The sequence below is a fragment of the Maritalea mobilis genome (assembly GCF_004363175.1).
GTDB lineage: Bacteria > Pseudomonadota > Alphaproteobacteria > Rhizobiales > Devosiaceae > Maritalea > Maritalea mobilis.
Map to the genome: position 1 here is coordinate 922,473 of NZ_SNYR01000002.1, position 16,584 is coordinate 939,056.

Genomic DNA, 16,584 nt, shown 5'->3' on the forward strand with positions numbered 1-16,584 from the left:
TATGTTTATGACCAAACCTAGCCATATTGTGAGCCAAAGCGATGCTTTGCCTGGGCGCGAAGACGCGTTGCCCACGGCAGAAACCCATTTCGTCAATGGCAATCCGCTTAAAGGCCCCTACCCGGAGGGCAATGAAACACTTTATGTCGGCATGGGGTGTTTTTGGGGTGCGGAGCGCTTGTTCTGGCAATTGGATGGCGTTTGGGTGACGGCGGTGGGCTATCAAGGTGGCCATACGCCAAACCCGACTTACCATGAAGTGTGCACGGGTAACACGGCCCACACCGAAGCGGTGCTGATCAATTTTGATCCCAGCATTATTTCGCTGGATGAGATTTTACGGAAATTTTGGGAAGAGCATGACCCGACCCAAGGCATGCGCCAAGGCAATGACCGTGGCACGCAATATCGTTCGGCTATTTACACCACTAGCGACGCGCAATTGGCGGCTGTTGAGCAATCACGCAATGCCTTTCAGGCGCAATTGGATCAAGCTGGCATGGGTAAAATCACCACGGAAATTGTGCCTGCCGGGCCATTCTTTTTTGCTGAAGATTATCACCAACAATATTTGGCGAAAAACCCCGGCGGCTATTGCGGTTTGAAGGGCACAGGCGTCACCTGCGCGGGCAGTTGATATGCTCAGTCGGGAGGCGTTTGAGGCTTATTGCTTTAGCTTGCCCCACACCACGCATGTGGTGCAGTGGGGCAATGCTTCTGTGTTTAAGATAGGTGGCAAGATTTTTGCCATCTATAGCCGTTGGGACAATATGGACCGGGACATTATCAGCTTCAAAGCAAGCGATGAGAGTTTTCGCATATTGCCGGAACAACCTGGCATTGAGCCTGCAAAATATTTGGCGCGGGCGAAATGGGTGCAAGTTAATGCGGAAGCAGGCTGGGATGAGGAAACTTTTCACGCCTATATAGAAAATGCTTACAAGTTGGTGTTTGCCAAATTACCGAAAAAGATGCGCGATAGTTTTTAGCCGCATCTCTATGAATCCGCATATTGAAGCGGGGCACCAGAGCTGGTTAGATAGGCGAAAACAGGGGAATTTTATGCGTTTACTTCTTTCCATTGGGCTTTTTGTTGGCCTCGCCTTTTTGGCGGGTTGCGCCACTTTGAGCAAATCACAATGTCAAACAGGCGACTGGCAGCAAATCGGCTTTAATGATGGCGCGCTAGGGCAAACATCGTCGCTTTTCGCTGATCATCAAAAGGCATGTTCTGAACACGGCATCAGCATTGATCGCGCTCAATATATGCAGGGCTATAATCGCGGCTTGCAGCAATATTGTACACCTTCCAAAGCGGCAGAAGTGGGCATTGCTGGCCGCACCTATCGTAATGTGTGCCAAGGCGCACGTGGAGACTCTTTCCTGCGCGTTTATAATGCCGCGAAAGATGTTTACGACGTGAATCAAGAGATTGAGCGACTGCAAGAGCAGATTGAGCAAATCACGAAAAAAATTGCGGACCCCGCCACAACGCAAGAAGAACGCGATCGGCTGGCACGTGATTTGAACTGGCTGAATAGAGACCTAAATCGCGAGTATCGCACCCGCAGCCAAGAAGAGCGCGAGTTGCGCAACATTCAGGCGCAAGAGGAAGCGCGGCTGGCAAGGCTCTAGCAGTAAGAATTTTAGAATGCAAAAGGGCGGCACCAAGGCCGCCCTTTTTATTTCTATATGAAAAGCGTTATGCGCCTGGTTGTTTCACGATGCGCAAATAAGGCTTCACTTCGTTCCAGCCGTCAGGGAACTTTTTCTTCGCGTCTTCATTTGAAAGCGCAGGCACGATGATCACATCTTCACCATCTTGCCAGTTCACTGGCGTTGCCACTTGGTGTTTGGCCGTCAATTGCAATGAATCGATCACGCGCAAAACTTCGTTGAAGTTCCGGCCGGTTGAGGCTGGATATTCAATCTTCAGTTTGATTTTCTTGTCTGGGCCGATCACAAAAACAGAACGCACAGTAAGTGTGTTATCTGCATTTGGGTGAATCATTGAGTAGGCTTTTGCCACTTCACCATCTGGGTCAGCAATCAGCGGGAAATTCAATGCTGTGCCTTGGGTTTCCTCAATGTCCCCTGCCCATGCGCGGTGGTCTTCAATCGGGTCAACAGAAAGGCCCAATACTTTTACGCCGCGTTTTTCAAATTCTGGCTTCAACTTTGAGGTGAAGCCCAGTTCTGTGGTGCAAACAGGGGTGAAGTTTTTCGGATGAGAAAACAGAACAGCCCATGATCCATCGATATAATCGTGGAAATTGATGTGGCCTTCGGTTGTATCCGCTTCAAAATTTGGGGCTTCATCGCCAATCAGCAATCCCATTTCACTATCCTTTCGGTTTGCTAAATCTCAACACATAATATGGGCTTTTACCCGTCGGTTTGAAATAGGCAAATACCGAAAGTTTTTGCATTTTTTGAGACAAGGCCGAAATTGAATTGCGCGGAAGCGAGGGTCTTTGGCTAAAACATTCCGGCAAGCAGGCGGCCGCCTTGTCCTGTGTGAAAGATAAACACAACGAGCGGCATGGTAGAAAATGTTAGCGCCACCGGCCAGCGGGCAGACATCATGCGGGCAATGGCATAGAGCACCAAGGCGATGGTCGCCAAAACCAATAAGGTCACGCTGTCCAATTGTAAAATTTGCATCAAGCGCGACAATATCCCACCCCTCAATAAACGAACCAGTTAAGCGATAGACACAGGGTCTGAATTAAAACCCAACCGCATTGGCGGCATTTTGTGCTTAATTGATCAGTTACATTTTCTATGTGCGAAGCTGCCAAAGGTTTTCAAAACTCAGGGACTTGACATGACGTCAAGTTGCGCCATATCAGCAAGGAAACTTTACATGATGTAAAGAAAATAATGTGGGAGCATTTATGATTATAGATCGAATTTCAGTGATTGTTTTTCTAGCATTATTCGGGGTGATTGGCCTCGCCATTGGCGGCTCAATCTTATTCATTCCGGATCAATTTCAGGCCAACGCCAATATTATCTTTCCGGCCAACCCCAGCCTTTATAGCGAAGTGCGGGCGCCCGGCGCGTTTCTAACGTTGATCGCAGTTGGCATTTTGGCGTCAGTTTTCATCCGTGATTGGCGGTTATATGGCTTGATGGGCATCGCCGCGGTTAATCTGACTTATGGGCTTGGCCGTGTGGTTAGCCTGATGCTGGATGGCGTGCCAAGCATCACCATTCTTATCGCCATGGGCGTAGAGTTATTGGCAGGCATGTTGGCCGCTTATTTGGTCTTTGCGCACCAGCGCCAACAATTGGCTTAGCGACGAAACAGTCCTGTCGCGATCAACGATTTGAGTGTTCGCGATGGGACTGGTCAAACATGCGCTCAAGCCACCGCACCACCAAGGTAAGCGAGATGGTCATCACCAAATAAAGGAACGCCACTACGTTATATGTTTCAAAAAATTTGAAGGTGGAGGCGGAATAAACTTTGCCGAGCTGCGTGATGTCTTGCACCCCGAGTGCAGACACGAGCGCGCTATCCTTGATCATCGCCACCAGCTCATTGCCGAGCGGTGGCAAGATCAACCGCATAGCTTGCGGCGCTACGATGAACCGGAAAATATGTTTGCGGCTTAGGCCCAATGCACGCGCCGCCTCAATCTGCCCGCGATCTACCGCTTCGATGCCGGCGCGGAAAATCTCAGCCAGAAATGCCGAATAGGAAATGGTGAGGGCAATAATGGCACGCCATGTAAAATCAAACATGCGCACGGTCATTTCGCCCATTAGCCCTTGCGCTTGCAACGGGCCGGTTGCCCAGTTGAAGAAATCAACGAACCATGGCGCGCCGACAAAGGCGATGTAGAACAACAGCACCAGCATGGGGATGCCGCGCACAATTTCGATGTAGAAGGTCGCACATTCGCGCACCAGCCGGATTGGGGACAGGCGCAAAATTGCCATCAACAGCCCCAGCGCAACGGCCAGCGTGAAGGCAATCACCGTGACGTAGATGGTGGTGGTGACGCCGCGCATCAACGCCCAGAAAATGGTTTGATAGCCCTGATCAGCAACAATGTTCCACATGACCAGCACCGCCAGTAAAATGGCGGCCAATAGCCAATAAGGTATTTGGAAGCCGCGTTGAGCGCGACGGTGCGAGGCGTGCATATTTCAGGTCCGGGACGGGAATCGGGCGGGAAAAACCCGCCCGAAATCGATTATTGATTTGCTTTATATTCGTAGAACCACTTCTGGTTCAACTTCTCTAACGTGCCATCTGCTTCCATGGATTGCAGCGCAGCGTTTACAGGTTCAACAAGATCTGAGCCTGGGGTGAAAATAAAGCCAAATTGCTCAGTGCCGAGCGCATCGCCCACCACTTTGAACGCACCCGGATTGGCGCCGATATAACCTTGGGCAGATGTGTTATCCATCAACACTGAATCCACGTCACCGCTTTTCAGCGCTTGAACGCTTGCCCCGAAAGTTTCAAACAATTTCACCCGTGGGTTGGCCTCATCGCCATTCAGCACATCGTAAATTGCCACATAGAAGTTGGTGGTGCCCGCCTGCGCCCCGAACAATAGGTTTGGATTCGCGGCAAATTCTGCTGAGCTGGCAAAACGGCCTTCATCTGCGCGTACCAGCATGAATTGTTCGGAGGTCATGTAGGGCTGAGAAAAATCAACTTGGGTCGCGCGCTCTTCGGTGATGGTGATGCCATCCATGCCCACATCAAATTGACCATCACGCACGGCCTGAATCATTGTGTCCCAGCTTGAAAGCTGCCAATCCACTTTCGCGTTCAACCGTTTTGCAATTTCATTAAATGCATCATATTCCCAGCCAATGCCTTGGCCGGTTGTGGGGTCTACAAAGTTTAGCGGCGTATATGCATTTTCAGTTACCGCCACGATGGTCCGGCCCTGCAAATCTGGCAAATCTTGAGCCGTGGCTGGTGCAATGGCTGCAACGCTGGCCATCACGAGGCCCAAAAGGGTAGATTTGATCGACATTTTAAAGCGCCTCCCGCATTCTATGTCTAATTTATAATTATAGTTGAACAGCTTATGCGGGTTCTGGTGAGTTGAAAAGAGGGGTCTTGAGTTAATGCCCCAAACTGTGTTGGGATAGCAACTGACACGATATTGTCTTTTTCCGACAATAGGATGCATGCGAAAAATCTTTTTGGGTCCAAAAATGAATTGACATTCTTAGGCCTGAGCCGCAAAGGGTTTTTTCGCCGGAAATTAGGCGGAGTAAAAGACCTTCCAACCTTTCATTCAATTTGGAGTTATTTGAATTGGAAAAAAATCTGGGTGCCGAGATTTACGGCATAGATCGCTGGGGACATGAGATTTTAAGCGTTTTGCCAAATGGCGATGCTGGTCTCATTGATGTTTTGAACCGAGATGCTACGCCCGTGAGTATCCCCTCGATTATCCAGGATTTGAGTGAAAGGGGCATCACTGCGCCGGTGTTGCTGCGGGTCAATTCATTTTTGCAATCCAGCCTTATCGAGCTGAATGAAGGCTTCCGCGCGGCCATCAAAGATTATGAATATGATGGCGCCTATCGCGGTGTGTTCCCGGTTAAGGTGAACCAGCAGGCTGAAGTTGTGCGCCGTATTGTGGAAACTGGTCGGCAATATAATTATGGTTTGGAAGTTGGTTCTAAGCCTGAACTGCTGATCGCGTTGGCCCAAAATCTTTCCAAAGAAGCTTTGCTGATTTGCAATGGCGTGAAGGATGAGGAATTCATCCGTTTGGCCATCATGTCTCGCAAAATGGGCTTCAACACCATCATCGTTTTGGAAAGCCCAAAAGAGCTGGACCTGGTGTTCAATGTGGCGCGAGACCTTGGCGAAAAGCCCGCATTGGGCGTGCGCATTAAATTGACGCACCAGATCAAGGGCTATTGGGCCACTTCTTCTGGCGACCGTTCAAGCTTCGGCATCACCGTTGATAATGTGATTGAAGTGGTGGACCGTTTGAAAGCCGAAGGCATGGAAGATTGCTTGGTGCTGCAGCATTCGCACCTTGGTTCGCAAATTCCTGACATTATTGATGTGCGCCGCATCGTGAACGAAGCTTGTCGCTTCTATACCGAGTTGAAATCTCTCGGCTTGCCGCTGCGATATCTCGATTTGGGCGGCGGTCTTGGCATCGACTATACGGGCGAAAAGCAAGCCAATGAAAACTCGATCAATTATGGCCTCAAAGAATATTGCGAGGCGATTGTTGAAACGGTGAAATATGCCATGGATGACGCAGAAATCGAGCATCCGAGCATTGTGACCGAAAGCGGCCGCGGCGTTGTGGCCCTCTCTTCCATGCTGTTGTTCGATATTTTGGACGTTACGCTTTATGACAGCAAGACCGCACCTGAGATCAATGAAGATGATCATCATCTGATCAAAGATCTGATGGGCGTGACCGAATATTTGTCAGCCCAGCGGCTACAAGAAGCGGTGAATGACGCGATCTATTATCGCGACGAAATTCGCGCCTATTTCCGCCGCGGCACATTGGATATTCGCGCCATGGCGCGGGCGGAAAGCGTATTCCGTTATCTCGTGTCAAAGTTCAAGCAATTCGCCATCGACATTGATATTCCACCACAGTTGGAAGAACAGCTGGACGGGTTTGCGGACATTTATCATGGCAACTTCTCGCTGTTCCAAAGCTTGCCGGATGTGTGGGCCATTGATCAATTGCACCCCATCATGCCGGTGCAGCGCCTTAATGAAGTGCCGGAGCGTCGCGCTGTTCTGTCAGATATCACGTGCGATTCTGACGGCAAGGTGGACCGCTTTGTGTTGGCGGATGGTGTTTCGAAAACCCTGCCCGTGCACGAAATCACCGATGAAGAGAATTACTATATCGGTGTGTTTTTCGTAGGCGCTTATCAGGAAACGTTGGGCGATTTGCACAATCTGTTTGGCGACACCAATGTGGTGACGATTTCGCTGAAAGATAATGGCGATTTTGATTTGCTGCACGAAGTTGAGGGCGACACCATTGCCGAAGTGCTCAACTATGTAGAATATGACGCAACAGCGTGTCTTGCTGCGTTCCGCCAACGAGCGGACGAAGCGGTGAGCGAAAAAGAACTGACCATTTCTGAACGTCGCGAACTGATCGCGGCCTATAAAGACAGCCTTTCAGGCTACACATATTTCGAATCCTAAGATTGGCGTTTGAACAAAGAAGGACAAAATTGATGGGTAAAGTACTTGTCATCGGCGCCGGTGGCGTTGGCTCAGTTGCCGTGCATAAAATGGCGATGAACAGCGATATTTTTTCTGAAATCACCTTGGCCAGCCGCCGCAAATTCAAATGCGACGATATTGCCAAATCCGTGAAAGAGCGTACGGGCGTTGACATTAAAACCGCTGAAGTGGACGCCATGGATGTGGACGCAACCGCTGCGCTGATCAAAGAAACTGGCGCAGAGCTGGTGGTGAATTTGGCCCTTCCTTATCAGGATTTGGCGATTATGGATGCGTGCTTGAAAGCAGGCGTCAATTATCTCGACACGGCCAATTATGAGCCGGAAGACGAAGCCAAGTTTGAATATAAATGGCAGTGGGCTTACCAAGAAAAGTTCAAGCAAGCCGGTTTGACGGCCATTTTGGGCTCAGGCTTTGACCCCGGCGTAACCTCAGTTTACGCCACATGGCTTAAAAAGCATAAGCTCAACACAATCGAATATATTGATGTTCTTGATTGTAATGGCGGCGACAATGGCAAGCCTTTCGCCACCAACTTCAACCCTGAAATCAATATCCGTGAGGTGACTGCACCTGCGCGGCATTGGGAGAATGGCGATTGGGTGGAAAGCCCTGCCATGACCACCAAATATACGTTTGATTTCCCTGGCGTGGGCGAAAAGAACATGTATTTGATGTATCACGAAGAGTTGGAAAGCCTTAAGACGCACTTCCCTGAGATCAAGCGCGCCCGCTTCTGGATGACTTTTGGCGATGCCTATATCAACCATGTGACAGTGTTGCAAAATGTGGGGATGACCAGCATTGAGCCTGTGATGCACGAAGGCAAAGAAATCATTCCTTTGCAGTTCCTGAAAACAGTGCTGCCCGATCCAAGCGATCTTGGCGAATTGACCAAGGGCAAGACCTGCATCGGCGACATTGCTACGGGTGACGCAAAAGATGGATCGGGTCAAAAGACCTTCTACATCTACAATATTTGCGACCATGAGGAATGTTACGCTGAAGTTGGCTCACAAGCTGTGGCCTACACAACAGGCGTGCCAGCCATGATCGGCGCGGCGCAAGTGTTGAAAGGCAATTGGGTTGAGCCCGGTGTTTGGAACATGGAGCAGCTCAATCCAGATGATTTTATGGACATGCTGAACGCCCATGGCCTACCTTGGGAAGTGCATGAATTGGACGCACCTGCCAAGTTCTAATTTTTCAGGGGCGGGCAACCGCCCCTTTTGCTTTGGAGTTTTCGCCTTATGGCCGAGATGATGCAAACCCAAGCTGGGGATGCGGGGGCTTTCACCTCTTTTGATTTGAGCCGGGTGCCCACGCCTTGCTTTGTGGTGGATACGCAAGCAATTGAACGCAATCTCAAAATTCTTGCTGATGTGAAAGCCCGCTCGGGCGCACATGTGCTTTCGGCGCTTAAAGCCTTCTCTATGTTCGAGGTGGCGCCCTTAGTGTCGCGCTATTTAGATGGCGTGTGTGCATCTGGACTTTATGAAGCCAAGTTGGGCCGTGAGGAATATGAAGGGGAAGTGGCCACGTTCTGTGCGGGCTATAAAGACAGTGAGATTGATCAGATCATCACCCTTTCTGACCATATGATTTTCAACAGCCCCAGCCAGAAGGCCCGCTTTTTGGCCAAATGCCAAGAAGCAGGTGTCAGCGTTGGATTACGCATCAATCCTTTGCACTCCGAAGGTGAAATTCCGAAATATGACCCATGTGCGCCCTGCTCCCGTTTGGGCACGCCGATCAATCAATTGGATGATGAGGTTTTGGATGGTGTGGACGGGTTGCACATGCACACATTGTGCGAGCAAGGCTTTGAGCCTTTGGCACGCACATGGGCCGCAATCGAACCCAAACTCGCCTCCTATCTGCCCAATTTGAAATGGCTCAATTTCGGCGGCGGGCATCATATCACCCGCGCGGATTATGACCGCGACGGTCTGATTGAATTTATCAAAAACATTCGCGAGAAATATCAGGTGGATGTGTATTTGGAGCCTGGCGAGGCCGTGGCTCTGGATGCTGGCATCTTGGTGGGGGAAATTTTGGATTTGCCCCACAATGTGATGGATTTGGCGATCACTGACATTTCTGCCACGTGCCATATGCCAGATGTGATTGAAGCGCCCTATCGCCCTGCCCTGATGGGCGAAGCGGAAAGTGGCCACACCTATCGTCTTGGCGGTCCATCATGCCTGGCGGGTGACGTAATCGGCGATTATACTTGGGATGTGCCGTTGCAAGTGGGCGACAGGTTCGCCTTTCTGGATCAGGCGCATTATTCCATGGTCAAAACTAACACATTTAATGGCGTGCCCTTGCCTGCCATTGCCCTGTGGAACAGCGATACCGACACGCTGAAAATGGTGCGCGAATTTTCCTATGATGATTTTAAAAACCGGTTGAGCTGAGGCGTTATGAGCATTTTTCTGGATAGTGAATTAAACGAGCAGGAGCGCCAGCGAGAAGCGGCCAAATTTGTGGTGATCCCCATGCCGCTTGAGCGCACAGTTTCTTATGGCGCAGGCACCGAGGCTGGCCCAGAAGCCATTATTGAAGCCTCCAATGAATTAGAGCGTATCTGCATTGGTCGCGAGCCTGCCCTTGATGGCATTTTTACTGAAGATGCTGTTGCATGTGACGGCCCATTGCCTGATGTGATGGAGCGCTTAGCTCAGCGCACTGCACTGGCGGTGGAAGAGGGCAAAATTCCTGTGACCCTAGGTGGCGAACATTCGCTCACCTATGGCGCCGTGTCAGGCGTCTCACGCGCATTGGGCAAGAAGGTTGGTATTTTGCAAATCGATGCCCATGCCGATCTACGCATTGCCTATCAAGGCGAAAAGCACTCCCATGCCTCCGTGATGCACTTGCTGTGCGAAGATGGGCACCATCTGGCGCAATATGGCGTACGTGCTTTATGTCAGCAGGAGATGGAATCGCGCGAGAAATACGGTGTGACCTTTATCGATGCCGAAGAATTGGTGATGGAAAATATCACCAGTGCAGTACTGCCAAACGATTTCCCTGAAGAGCTTTATATCAGCTTTGATGTAGATGGATTGGACCCGTCCATTATGCCCGCTACTGGCACACCTGTGCCCGGTGGGCTGGGCTATTATCAGTCTCTATCAATCATCGCGTCTTTGCTGCGTGGCCGCAAAATTGTCGGCATGGATATTGTGGAACTAGCCCCTGATGAGAAAAGCCAAGCATGGGATTTCACCGCCGCGCAGATTGCCTATCGCTTGATGGCGTTGGTTTAGGCGGTTTGGCCGTTTGAGTCTCGACGTCCTCAGTTTTCCGGTTCTAACTAACTCAGCCACCCCGGACTTGATCCGGGGTCTGAGCGGTGTTGGCTTAGATGGCACATCATCAACCAACCGTACGTCCGTCACCCCAAGACTTGATCTTGGGGTCCAATTCACGTGTCCTTTTGTTGATGGGTATGTGGCTTTTTCATATGCACTTCAGCAGGTGGAAATCTCAAATGGATTGCAAGATCAAGTCTTGCAATGACGAGTGTGAGTTTGGCGTGTGTGTCGATCAATTTTACACGTAGGTAATGCCTGCTCATTCGCTTAGTGAACGCACACTGCACCGACCACCTCCTCTCCTTTTTCACTACTGTTGCTCACCGCCACCCCGGCTCTTTCTCGCCGCCGTCGTTCGCTTCGCTCACTACCCCGGCACCTCCACCATCTTGCCAAATGGCATATTTTACACTATATATGCCAAAAGGAGACAAATCATGCTAAATGAAGTGCGGCGCACACCAGCGCAACCGGACGATAAAGAGATAAGCCAAGACGAAGCTGCGGCGATGGCGCGGGCTACGGTGAATCTGTTTCGTCGGTGGGAGCTGAATGATGTGCAGGCGCGCGAACTTTTAGGCGGCATGGCGCCGCGCACATGGGCGCGGTGGAAGAAGGGTGATATGGGGCGCATTGACCGAGATTTGGCTATGCGCATGTCGATCCTGATGGGCGTCCATAAGGGGCTACGCTATTTGTTTTCCGATCCCCATCGCGGCTATCAATGGGTGAAAAAGCCAAATACAGCTTTCGCCGGGCAGTCAGCGTTGGACGTGATGTTGGGCGGGTCTATTTTTGATCTTGCCCGTGTGCGGAACTATTTGGATGCGGAGCGCGGTGGCGCGTGAATATTCACACTATTCCGACACGGCAGATTACGTGGGCCCGCACTTTTCGCATTATCCGTTCAATTTTCCCGCCTATCGATTTATTTGAAGATATTGCCGACCCAGCAGATTGGGATGCACTTGCCTCAGCCGAAGCCAAGAGCAATCCGCGCATTGTAGACCAGATCGGCACCCTTGCCTTGGTGCCGCCAGAACGTCGCGTGGGGGGCATTGGGGCCAGCTATGTTATGGCGCCCTTTACCCATGTTTCAACAGATCGGCCAGGCCGTTTTACTGACGGAAGTTATGGCGTTTATAGTGCCGGGGACCGCGAAGAAGTGGCCATTTATGAAGTGGCCTATCATCATGGGCGCTTTATGGCTGCCACAAATGAGGATTCCGGCTGGACCGCGCAATTCCGCATGCTGATCGGCTCCATTGATCAGCTTTTACATGATTTAGACGGCATGGCAGAAATGCTGCTGCCCCATGATTGGACGCAAAGCCAGAAGACAGGTGCCGCGCTGCGCGCCGCTGGCAGCAATGGCGTTGTTTATCCGAGCGTGCGCGCACCGGAAGGCAAATGTATTGGGATTTTCTGGCCAGACTTGCTGCCGATACCCCACCAAGCAGATCACTTTGATTTTCATTGGAACGGCGCGGAGGTGGACAAAGTGCGCAATTGCAATAGTGGCAAAATCTTTGCGCTTTAGTCTTTGCGCTTAAACGCCAAATATTCGCGCAGCCCGGTCACCAAATAGAACAAGGCGACTGCGAAACCGCCCAGTACTGAGTAAAAAATCAGCGAGCCAACTGGCGCTGCATCTGGCCCCATCACAAAAGTCAATGCGATGAGCGCGACCAAGATCGCGCCCACAATTTTGCCCATGCCGGGATCGTTCAAATTCATCAATTGTCGCCCATTTTAAGCGCTTTGATAAAGGCTTCTTGCGGAATTTCGACCTTACCGAACTGCCGCATTTTCTTCTTACCCGCCTTTTGCTTATCCAACAGCTTCCGCTTACGGCTGGCGTCACCACCATAACATTTCGCGGTTACGTCCTTGCGCAATGCCGAGATGGTTTCACGGGCAATCACCTTGCCGCCAATCGCTGCCTGAATTGGAATTTTAAACAAATGCTGCGGGATCAACTCTTTGAGCTTTTCACACATCACGCGGCCACGCGCTTCAGCGGCTGAACGGTGCACCAACATTGACAGCGCGTCCACAGGTTCGCCATTGACCATGATAGACATTTTCACCAAATCGCCAGCGCGATAATCCGAGATTTGGTAATCAAAGCTCGCATAACCTTTGGAAATGGATTTCAACCGATCATAGAAGTCGAACACAACTTCGTTGAGCGGCAAATCATATTGCACCATGGCACGGCTGCCCACATAGGACAGATCAACCTGAATGCCGCGACGGTCCTGACACAATTTCAAAATTGCGCCCAAATATTCGTCAGGTGTGAGGATGTTGGCGCGGATCCACGGCTCGCGGATCTCTTCAATTTTCATCACATCCGGCATGTCTGCTGGGTTGTGCAATTGCGTATCAGTGCCGTCACGCATGCCAAGTTCATAAACAACGCTCGGTGCGGTGGCGATCAGATCAAGGTCAAACTCGCGGCTCAACCGTTCTTGAATAATCTCGAGGTGCAACAGCCCCAAAAAGCCACAGCGGAAGCCGAAGCCGAGGGCTGCCGATGTTTCCATTTCATAAGAGAAGCTGGCATCGTTCAACCGCAATTTGCCCATTGCGGCGCGCAAATCTTCAAAGTCGTTTGCATCAACGGGGAACAAGCCACAGAACACAACTGGCTGCGCAGGGCGGAAACCTTCCAGCGCCTTGTCGCAAGGCTTTTTCGCGTCGGTGATCGTGTCACCCACATTGGTGTCCGCCACTTCTTTGATCGACGCGGTGATAAAGCCAATTTCGCCTGGGCCCAATTCGCCTGTTTCGATGAGCTTGGGTGTAAACACACCCACCCGGTCAAGATCATAGACCGCGCCGGTATTCATCATTTTGACCTTCTGGCCTTTTTTGATTTTGCCATCGATCACGCGGATCAACACCACAACGCCCAAATAAGCATCGTACCAACTATCGACCAACATAGCTTTCAGTGGTGCATTCACATCGCCTTCAGGCGCAGGCAAACGCTCCACAATTGCATCAAGCACTGTGTCGACGCCGATACCGGTTTTGGCAGATATTTCCAATGCTTCAGAAGCATCCAGCCCAATCACATCTTCAATTTGCTGCTTCACGCGATCCACATCAGCGGCGGGCAAATCGACTTTGTTGAGCACAGGCACAATTTCATGATCAACTTCGATGGCCTGATAAACGTTGGCCAATGTTTGGGCTTCCACCCCTTGAGACGCATCAACCACCAGCAAAGAGCCTTCGCAGGCTGCAAGCGAGCGGTTCACCTCATAGGCAAAGTCCACGTGTCCCGGTGTGTCAATCAAGTTGAGCACATAGGTCTCGCCATCTTTGGCTTCATATTTAAGCCGCACGGTTTGTGCCTTGATGGTGATGCCGCGCTCGCGCTCAATATCCATGCTATCGAGCACTTGCTGCTGCATTTCACGCTCAGTCAAACCGCCAGTCAATTGGATCAAGCGGTCGGCCAAGGTGGATTTACCATGGTCAATATGGGCTACGATGGAAAAATTGCGAATATTTTTAAGCTCTGTCATGGGCTGGTGATTACCAGCTTTCTATGCACAAGAAAAGAGAAATTGGTAACCATTTGTGAAAAGGCGCAATCCCTTGCGCGCCGCACGTTCGCGATGCAAAGACGTGACGCAAAAATGGCCATTATTCAGTGCAAATTTCCCGCTCTTTCCTGCTGTTGCAATTGAACCCCTGATCGCGCATGGTGCCGCTTAACAAAAGCCTGATTTATGACCGTTGGACAGAAGATGAAATTGAACCGCAAACCGATGAATGTGATGCAAAGGGTTTTATTGGTCGCGAGCTTGCTTACCCTGCCCAGTTTGGTGTTTGCCCATGGCGGCGCAACTGGGGCCACAAAGGAACGAATGGACGCCATGGCCGCCACCAAGGACAGTTTGAGCCAATTGCGCAGCGCCACAAGCTCCACGCCTGTGAACACCGAATTGGCGATGAGTGCTTTGAATGATCTGCAGGCATTTAGTGCTGAACTGCCTCGCCTTTTTGAAGAAGAGCACCTGCCAAAGATCAGCGAAGCGCTGCCGGGCATCTGGGAAAATGCGGAACAATTTGATGCGGAACTTCGTTTCTTTGACGCGCAGTTGAACTTAGCTAAGTCTCAATTGGACGATACGCCAGAGCAAGTGTTGCGCACTGTGGCGGCAGGTTGCGCCTCATGTCACGATAAATTCAGAGAGAAAACGCAATAGCGCCGAGGGAGGCAAGTAAAATCCGCAAGATCTATTTGCCCCTTTTATTCGTTCTGGCTCTCCTGCCTTTCTCTAGCGCTGGAGCTGCACCGCAGCCACCCGAGCGGCCGGACGATTTGCCTCCCCCGCCGCAAACCAAGGTTGAGAAGCCTAAAGCCAAAGAGCCCATTTATCAGGCCGCATGCCCCGCGCTGATGGGTGATGATGTGGATGCGAAGATTTTGCCACCGCTAGAAGATGATGGATGCGGCACGCAATCGCCCTATCAGTTGAATGCCATTAACATCTCAAACCGCACCATCGAATTGGCATCCCCCGCCACTGTGAATTGCGCCATGGCAACCGCTTTTATCGATTGGGTGAAGCGGGTTGATCAACTCAGCCGCACCACCCATGGTGTGGGAATTGAGCGCATCAGCACCGGCACAAGTTACGCATGCCGTCGGCGCAACAATGCGAAAACCGGTAAAATTTCGGAACATGGCTTTGCCAATGCCATTGATTTGACCGGATATGTTTTGACTGATGGGACACAAGTGCAGTTGCCCGCTGCGTGGAAAGCTGGCGGCAAAGATCAAAAGCTGATCCGACAGAGCCACAAGCTCGGATGCGAGATTTTCACAACCGTTCTGGGGCCAGAAGCCAATGCGCTTCATAAAGACCATTTGCACTTGGATATGGGGTGCCACGGCAAAAGCTGCACCTATAAAATCTGCGATTGATTGTCGCCGCTAGAAGTTTCTTTCAGGCTTGTGTTGTTCTTGAATTATTTCAGGATTAGATTGATCTGATCTGGCTGTTTTAATTTGGGAATTTAGTCATGCTAAATCGCGTTCTGGGCGGCAATCGTCGTCGTTTTGAAGATCTTTCTGAAGCAGAAATTTTGGCGCTCGCCATATCGGCGGAGGAAGATGATGCGCGTATTTACGCGGCCTATGCCGAAATGCTGCGGGAAGAATTTCCAGCATCAGCCAAAGTGTTTGACGGCATGGTGGATGAAGAGAACGAACATCGTGGCATGTTGATCGACATGTATAAGAAAAAGTTCGGCGATAATATTCCGCTGGTCCGGCGCGAACATGTGAAGGGCTTTTTGGAGCGCAAGCCATTTTGGCTGATGAAAAATCTGCCGCTTGAAACCATTCGCCAACAAGCTTGGGAAATGGAAGAAGCGGCACAAAACTTCTATCTGGAAGCCCTTAAGCGCACGCAAGATGCGAGCATCCGCAAGCTATTGGGTGATCTGGCCCTCGCGGAACAACACCACAAGAATGCCGCCAATGATTTGAGCGATGAGCATTTGGGTGAAGATGCCCTTGAGGAAGAGGATAAGCAAAAGCACCGCAAATTTGTGCTGACCTATGTGCAGCCAGGTTTGGCGGGTTTGATGGATGGTTCCGTCTCTACCCTCGCCCCAATCTTTGCTGCTGCATTTGCCACACATTCCACGTGGGAAACTTTTTTGGTTGGCCTTGCAGCGTCTATCGGCGCGGGCATCTCCATGGGCTTTACTGAAGCTGCTTCAGATGATGGCAAGCTGACCGGACGCGGGTCGCCTGTGAAACGTGGCTTTGCCGCGGGCATCATGACTGCGGTTGGTGGCTTGGGCCATGCTTTGCCATATCTGATTTCCGACTTTTGGACGGCGACCGTTACCGCGATCATTGTCGTGTTTGTAGAATTGTGGGCGATTGCCTATATACAAAACAAATATATGGACACGCCGTTCTGGCGCGCAGTTATGCAGGTGGTCTTTGGTGGCTCGCTGGTGTTTGCAGCTGGCATATTGATCGGCAATGCATAGTCGCTGCTCGTT

General features: G+C 50.9%; 19 protein-coding genes. 13 read left to right on the forward strand and 6 right to left on the reverse strand.

Annotation, left to right across the window (positions count from 1 at the left end):
* Nucleotide 1 precedes the first annotated feature (1 nt).
* From msrA to ATL17_RS12345, 3 genes are all read left to right on the forward strand, one after another.
* A complete protein-coding gene (msrA, locus tag ATL17_RS12335; protein WP_133573085.1) occupies nt 2-637 on the forward strand; it encodes a peptide-methionine (S)-S-oxide reductase MsrA in 636 nt (211 codons plus the stop codon).
* Between the two features lies 1 nt (nt 638).
* A complete protein-coding gene (locus tag ATL17_RS12340; protein ID WP_133573086.1) occupies nt 639-989 on the forward strand; it encodes an MmcQ/YjbR family DNA-binding protein in 351 nt (116 codons plus the stop codon).
* 73 nt (nt 990-1,062) lie between these two features.
* On the forward strand, nt 1,063-1,635 hold the full coding sequence (locus ATL17_RS12345) for a DUF2799 domain-containing protein (protein WP_166639023.1): 573 nt from the start codon (nt 1,063-1,065) through the stop codon (nt 1,633-1,635).
* Between the two features lie 67 nt (nt 1,636-1,702).
* On the opposite strand, the gene ATL17_RS12350 is transcribed toward ATL17_RS12345, so the two are convergent.
* Nucleotides 1,703-2,338, reverse strand: a complete 636-nt coding sequence (locus ATL17_RS12350) for a peroxiredoxin (protein ID WP_133573088.1) — start codon at nt 2,336-2,338, stop codon at nt 1,703-1,705.
* Nucleotides 2,339-2,478: 140 nt separating this feature from the next.
* Complete coding sequence (locus tag ATL17_RS12355; RefSeq protein WP_133573089.1) at nt 2,479-2,664, reverse strand: hypothetical protein; 186 nt, start codon at nt 2,662-2,664, stop codon at nt 2,479-2,481.
* A gap of 233 nt (nt 2,665-2,897) precedes the next feature.
* On the opposite strand from ATL17_RS12355, the gene ATL17_RS12360 reads away from it, so the two are divergent.
* A complete protein-coding gene (locus ATL17_RS12360; RefSeq protein ID WP_133573090.1) occupies nt 2,898-3,302 on the forward strand; it encodes a DUF4345 domain-containing protein in 405 nt (134 codons plus the stop codon).
* 22 nt (nt 3,303-3,324) lie between these two features.
* Here ATL17_RS12360 and ATL17_RS12365 read toward each other — a convergent pair whose 3' ends face one another.
* Together ATL17_RS12365 and ATL17_RS12370 are read right to left on the reverse strand one after the other, a co-directional pair.
* Nucleotides 3,325-4,155 (reverse strand): amino acid ABC transporter permease, encoded by an 831-nt coding sequence (locus tag ATL17_RS12365; RefSeq protein ID WP_133573091.1) that lies wholly within the window; start codon nt 4,153-4,155, stop codon nt 3,325-3,327.
* Between the two features lie 50 nt (nt 4,156-4,205).
* On the reverse strand, nt 4,206-5,003 hold the full coding sequence (locus ATL17_RS12370) for a transporter substrate-binding domain-containing protein (RefSeq protein ID WP_133573092.1): 798 nt from the start codon (nt 5,001-5,003) through the stop codon (nt 4,206-4,208).
* 287 nt (nt 5,004-5,290) lie between these two features.
* Between ATL17_RS12370 and speA the strand changes: the two genes are divergently transcribed.
* The 6 genes from speA (at nt 5,291) to ATL17_RS12400 (ending at nt 12,082) form a co-directional block, all read left to right on the forward strand.
* Nucleotides 5,291-7,177 (forward strand): biosynthetic arginine decarboxylase, encoded by a 1,887-nt coding sequence (speA, locus tag ATL17_RS12375; protein WP_208111197.1) that lies wholly within the window; start codon nt 5,291-5,293, stop codon nt 7,175-7,177.
* Between the two features lie 32 nt (nt 7,178-7,209).
* Nucleotides 7,210-8,421 carry a saccharopine dehydrogenase family protein gene (locus ATL17_RS12380; protein WP_133573093.1) on the forward strand — a complete coding sequence of 404 codons (1,212 nt, stop codon included), beginning with the start codon at nt 7,210-7,212 and terminating at the stop codon, nt 8,419-8,421.
* A 48-nt stretch (nt 8,422-8,469) separates the two neighbouring features.
* The gene (nspC, locus tag ATL17_RS12385; protein ID WP_133573094.1) at nt 8,470-9,639 is read left to right on the forward strand and encodes a carboxynorspermidine decarboxylase; all 1,170 of its coding nucleotides are present in this window, start codon (nt 8,470-8,472) and stop codon (nt 9,637-9,639) included.
* A 6-nt stretch (nt 9,640-9,645) separates the two neighbouring features.
* Complete coding sequence (gene speB / locus ATL17_RS12390) at nt 9,646-10,494, forward strand: agmatinase (RefSeq protein ID WP_133573095.1); 849 nt, start codon at nt 9,646-9,648, stop codon at nt 10,492-10,494.
* A 485-nt stretch (nt 10,495-10,979) separates the two neighbouring features.
* Entirely contained in the window at nt 10,980-11,390 is a 411-nt protein-coding gene (locus ATL17_RS12395; protein WP_133573096.1) for an MbcA/ParS/Xre antitoxin family protein, read from the forward strand.
* 2 nt (nt 11,391-11,392) lie between these two features.
* Nucleotides 11,393-12,082: an RES family NAD+ phosphorylase gene (locus ATL17_RS12400; protein ID WP_133573188.1), complete on the forward strand. Its 690-nt coding sequence runs from the start codon at nt 11,393-11,395 to the stop codon at nt 12,080-12,082.
* Here ATL17_RS12400 and ATL17_RS12405 read toward each other — a convergent pair.
* Nucleotides 12,079-12,279: a hypothetical protein gene (locus ATL17_RS12405; RefSeq protein ID WP_133573097.1), complete on the reverse strand. Its 201-nt coding sequence runs from the start codon at nt 12,277-12,279 to the stop codon at nt 12,079-12,081. The two genes, ATL17_RS12400 and ATL17_RS12405, sit on opposite strands and share 4 nt — an antisense overlap.
* Nucleotides 12,279-14,081: a translation elongation factor 4 gene (gene lepA / locus ATL17_RS12410; RefSeq protein WP_133573098.1), complete on the reverse strand. Its 1,803-nt coding sequence runs from the start codon at nt 14,079-14,081 to the stop codon at nt 12,279-12,281. The genes ATL17_RS12405 and lepA overlap by 1 nt, the downstream gene beginning before the upstream one ends.
* Nucleotides 14,082-14,306: 225 nt before the next feature.
* On the opposite strand from lepA, the gene ATL17_RS12415 reads away from it, so the two are divergent.
* From ATL17_RS12415 to mbfA, 3 genes are all read left to right on the forward strand, one after another.
* Nucleotides 14,307-14,768, forward strand: coding sequence for a c-type cytochrome (locus ATL17_RS12415; protein ID WP_166639024.1), 462 nt, complete (start codon nt 14,307-14,309; stop codon nt 14,766-14,768).
* Between the two features lie 116 nt (nt 14,769-14,884).
* Nucleotides 14,885-15,490 carry an extensin-like domain-containing protein gene (locus ATL17_RS12420; protein WP_133573100.1) on the forward strand — a complete coding sequence of 202 codons (606 nt, stop codon included), beginning with the start codon at nt 14,885-14,887 and terminating at the stop codon, nt 15,488-15,490.
* Nucleotides 15,491-15,588: 98 nt separating this feature from the next.
* Nucleotides 15,589-16,572, forward strand: coding sequence for an iron exporter MbfA (gene mbfA, locus ATL17_RS12425; RefSeq protein WP_133573101.1), 984 nt, complete (start codon nt 15,589-15,591; stop codon nt 16,570-16,572).
* Nucleotides 16,573-16,584 lie beyond the last annotated feature (12 nt).

Coding starts and splice junctions, on each gene's coding strand:
- msrA (WP_133573085.1), top strand. CDS start 2: ATGTTTATGACCAAACCTAGCCATATTGTGAGCCAAAGCGATGCTTTG.
- ATL17_RS12340 (WP_133573086.1), top strand. CDS start 639: ATGCTCAGTCGGGAGGCGTTTGAGGCTTATTGCTTTAGCTTGCCCCAC.
- ATL17_RS12345 (WP_166639023.1), top strand. CDS start 1,063: ATGCGTTTACTTCTTTCCATTGGGCTTTTTGTTGGCCTCGCCTTTTTG.
- ATL17_RS12350 (WP_133573088.1), bottom strand. CDS start 2,338: ATGGGATTGCTGATTGGCGATGAAGCCCCAAATTTTGAAGCGGATACA.
- ATL17_RS12355 (WP_133573089.1), bottom strand. CDS start 2,664: ATGCAAATTTTACAATTGGACAGCGTGACCTTATTGGTTTTGGCGACC.
- ATL17_RS12360 (WP_133573090.1), top strand. CDS start 2,898: ATGATTATAGATCGAATTTCAGTGATTGTTTTTCTAGCATTATTCGGG.
- ATL17_RS12365 (WP_133573091.1), bottom strand. CDS start 4,155: ATGCACGCCTCGCACCGTCGCGCTCAACGCGGCTTCCAAATACCTTAT.
- ATL17_RS12370 (WP_133573092.1), bottom strand. CDS start 5,003: ATGTCGATCAAATCTACCCTTTTGGGCCTCGTGATGGCCAGCGTTGCA.
- ATL17_RS12380 (WP_133573093.1), top strand. CDS start 7,210: ATGGGTAAAGTACTTGTCATCGGCGCCGGTGGCGTTGGCTCAGTTGCC.
- nspC (WP_133573094.1), top strand. CDS start 8,470: ATGGCCGAGATGATGCAAACCCAAGCTGGGGATGCGGGGGCTTTCACC.
- speB (WP_133573095.1), top strand. CDS start 9,646: ATGAGCATTTTTCTGGATAGTGAATTAAACGAGCAGGAGCGCCAGCGA.
- ATL17_RS12395 (WP_133573096.1), top strand. CDS start 10,980: ATGCTAAATGAAGTGCGGCGCACACCAGCGCAACCGGACGATAAAGAG.
- ATL17_RS12405 (WP_133573097.1), bottom strand. CDS start 12,279: ATGAATTTGAACGATCCCGGCATGGGCAAAATTGTGGGCGCGATCTTG.
- lepA (WP_133573098.1), bottom strand. CDS start 14,081: ATGACAGAGCTTAAAAATATTCGCAATTTTTCCATCGTAGCCCATATT.
- ATL17_RS12415 (WP_166639024.1), top strand. CDS start 14,307: ATGAAATTGAACCGCAAACCGATGAATGTGATGCAAAGGGTTTTATTG.
- mbfA (WP_133573101.1), top strand. CDS start 15,589: ATGCTAAATCGCGTTCTGGGCGGCAATCGTCGTCGTTTTGAAGATCTT.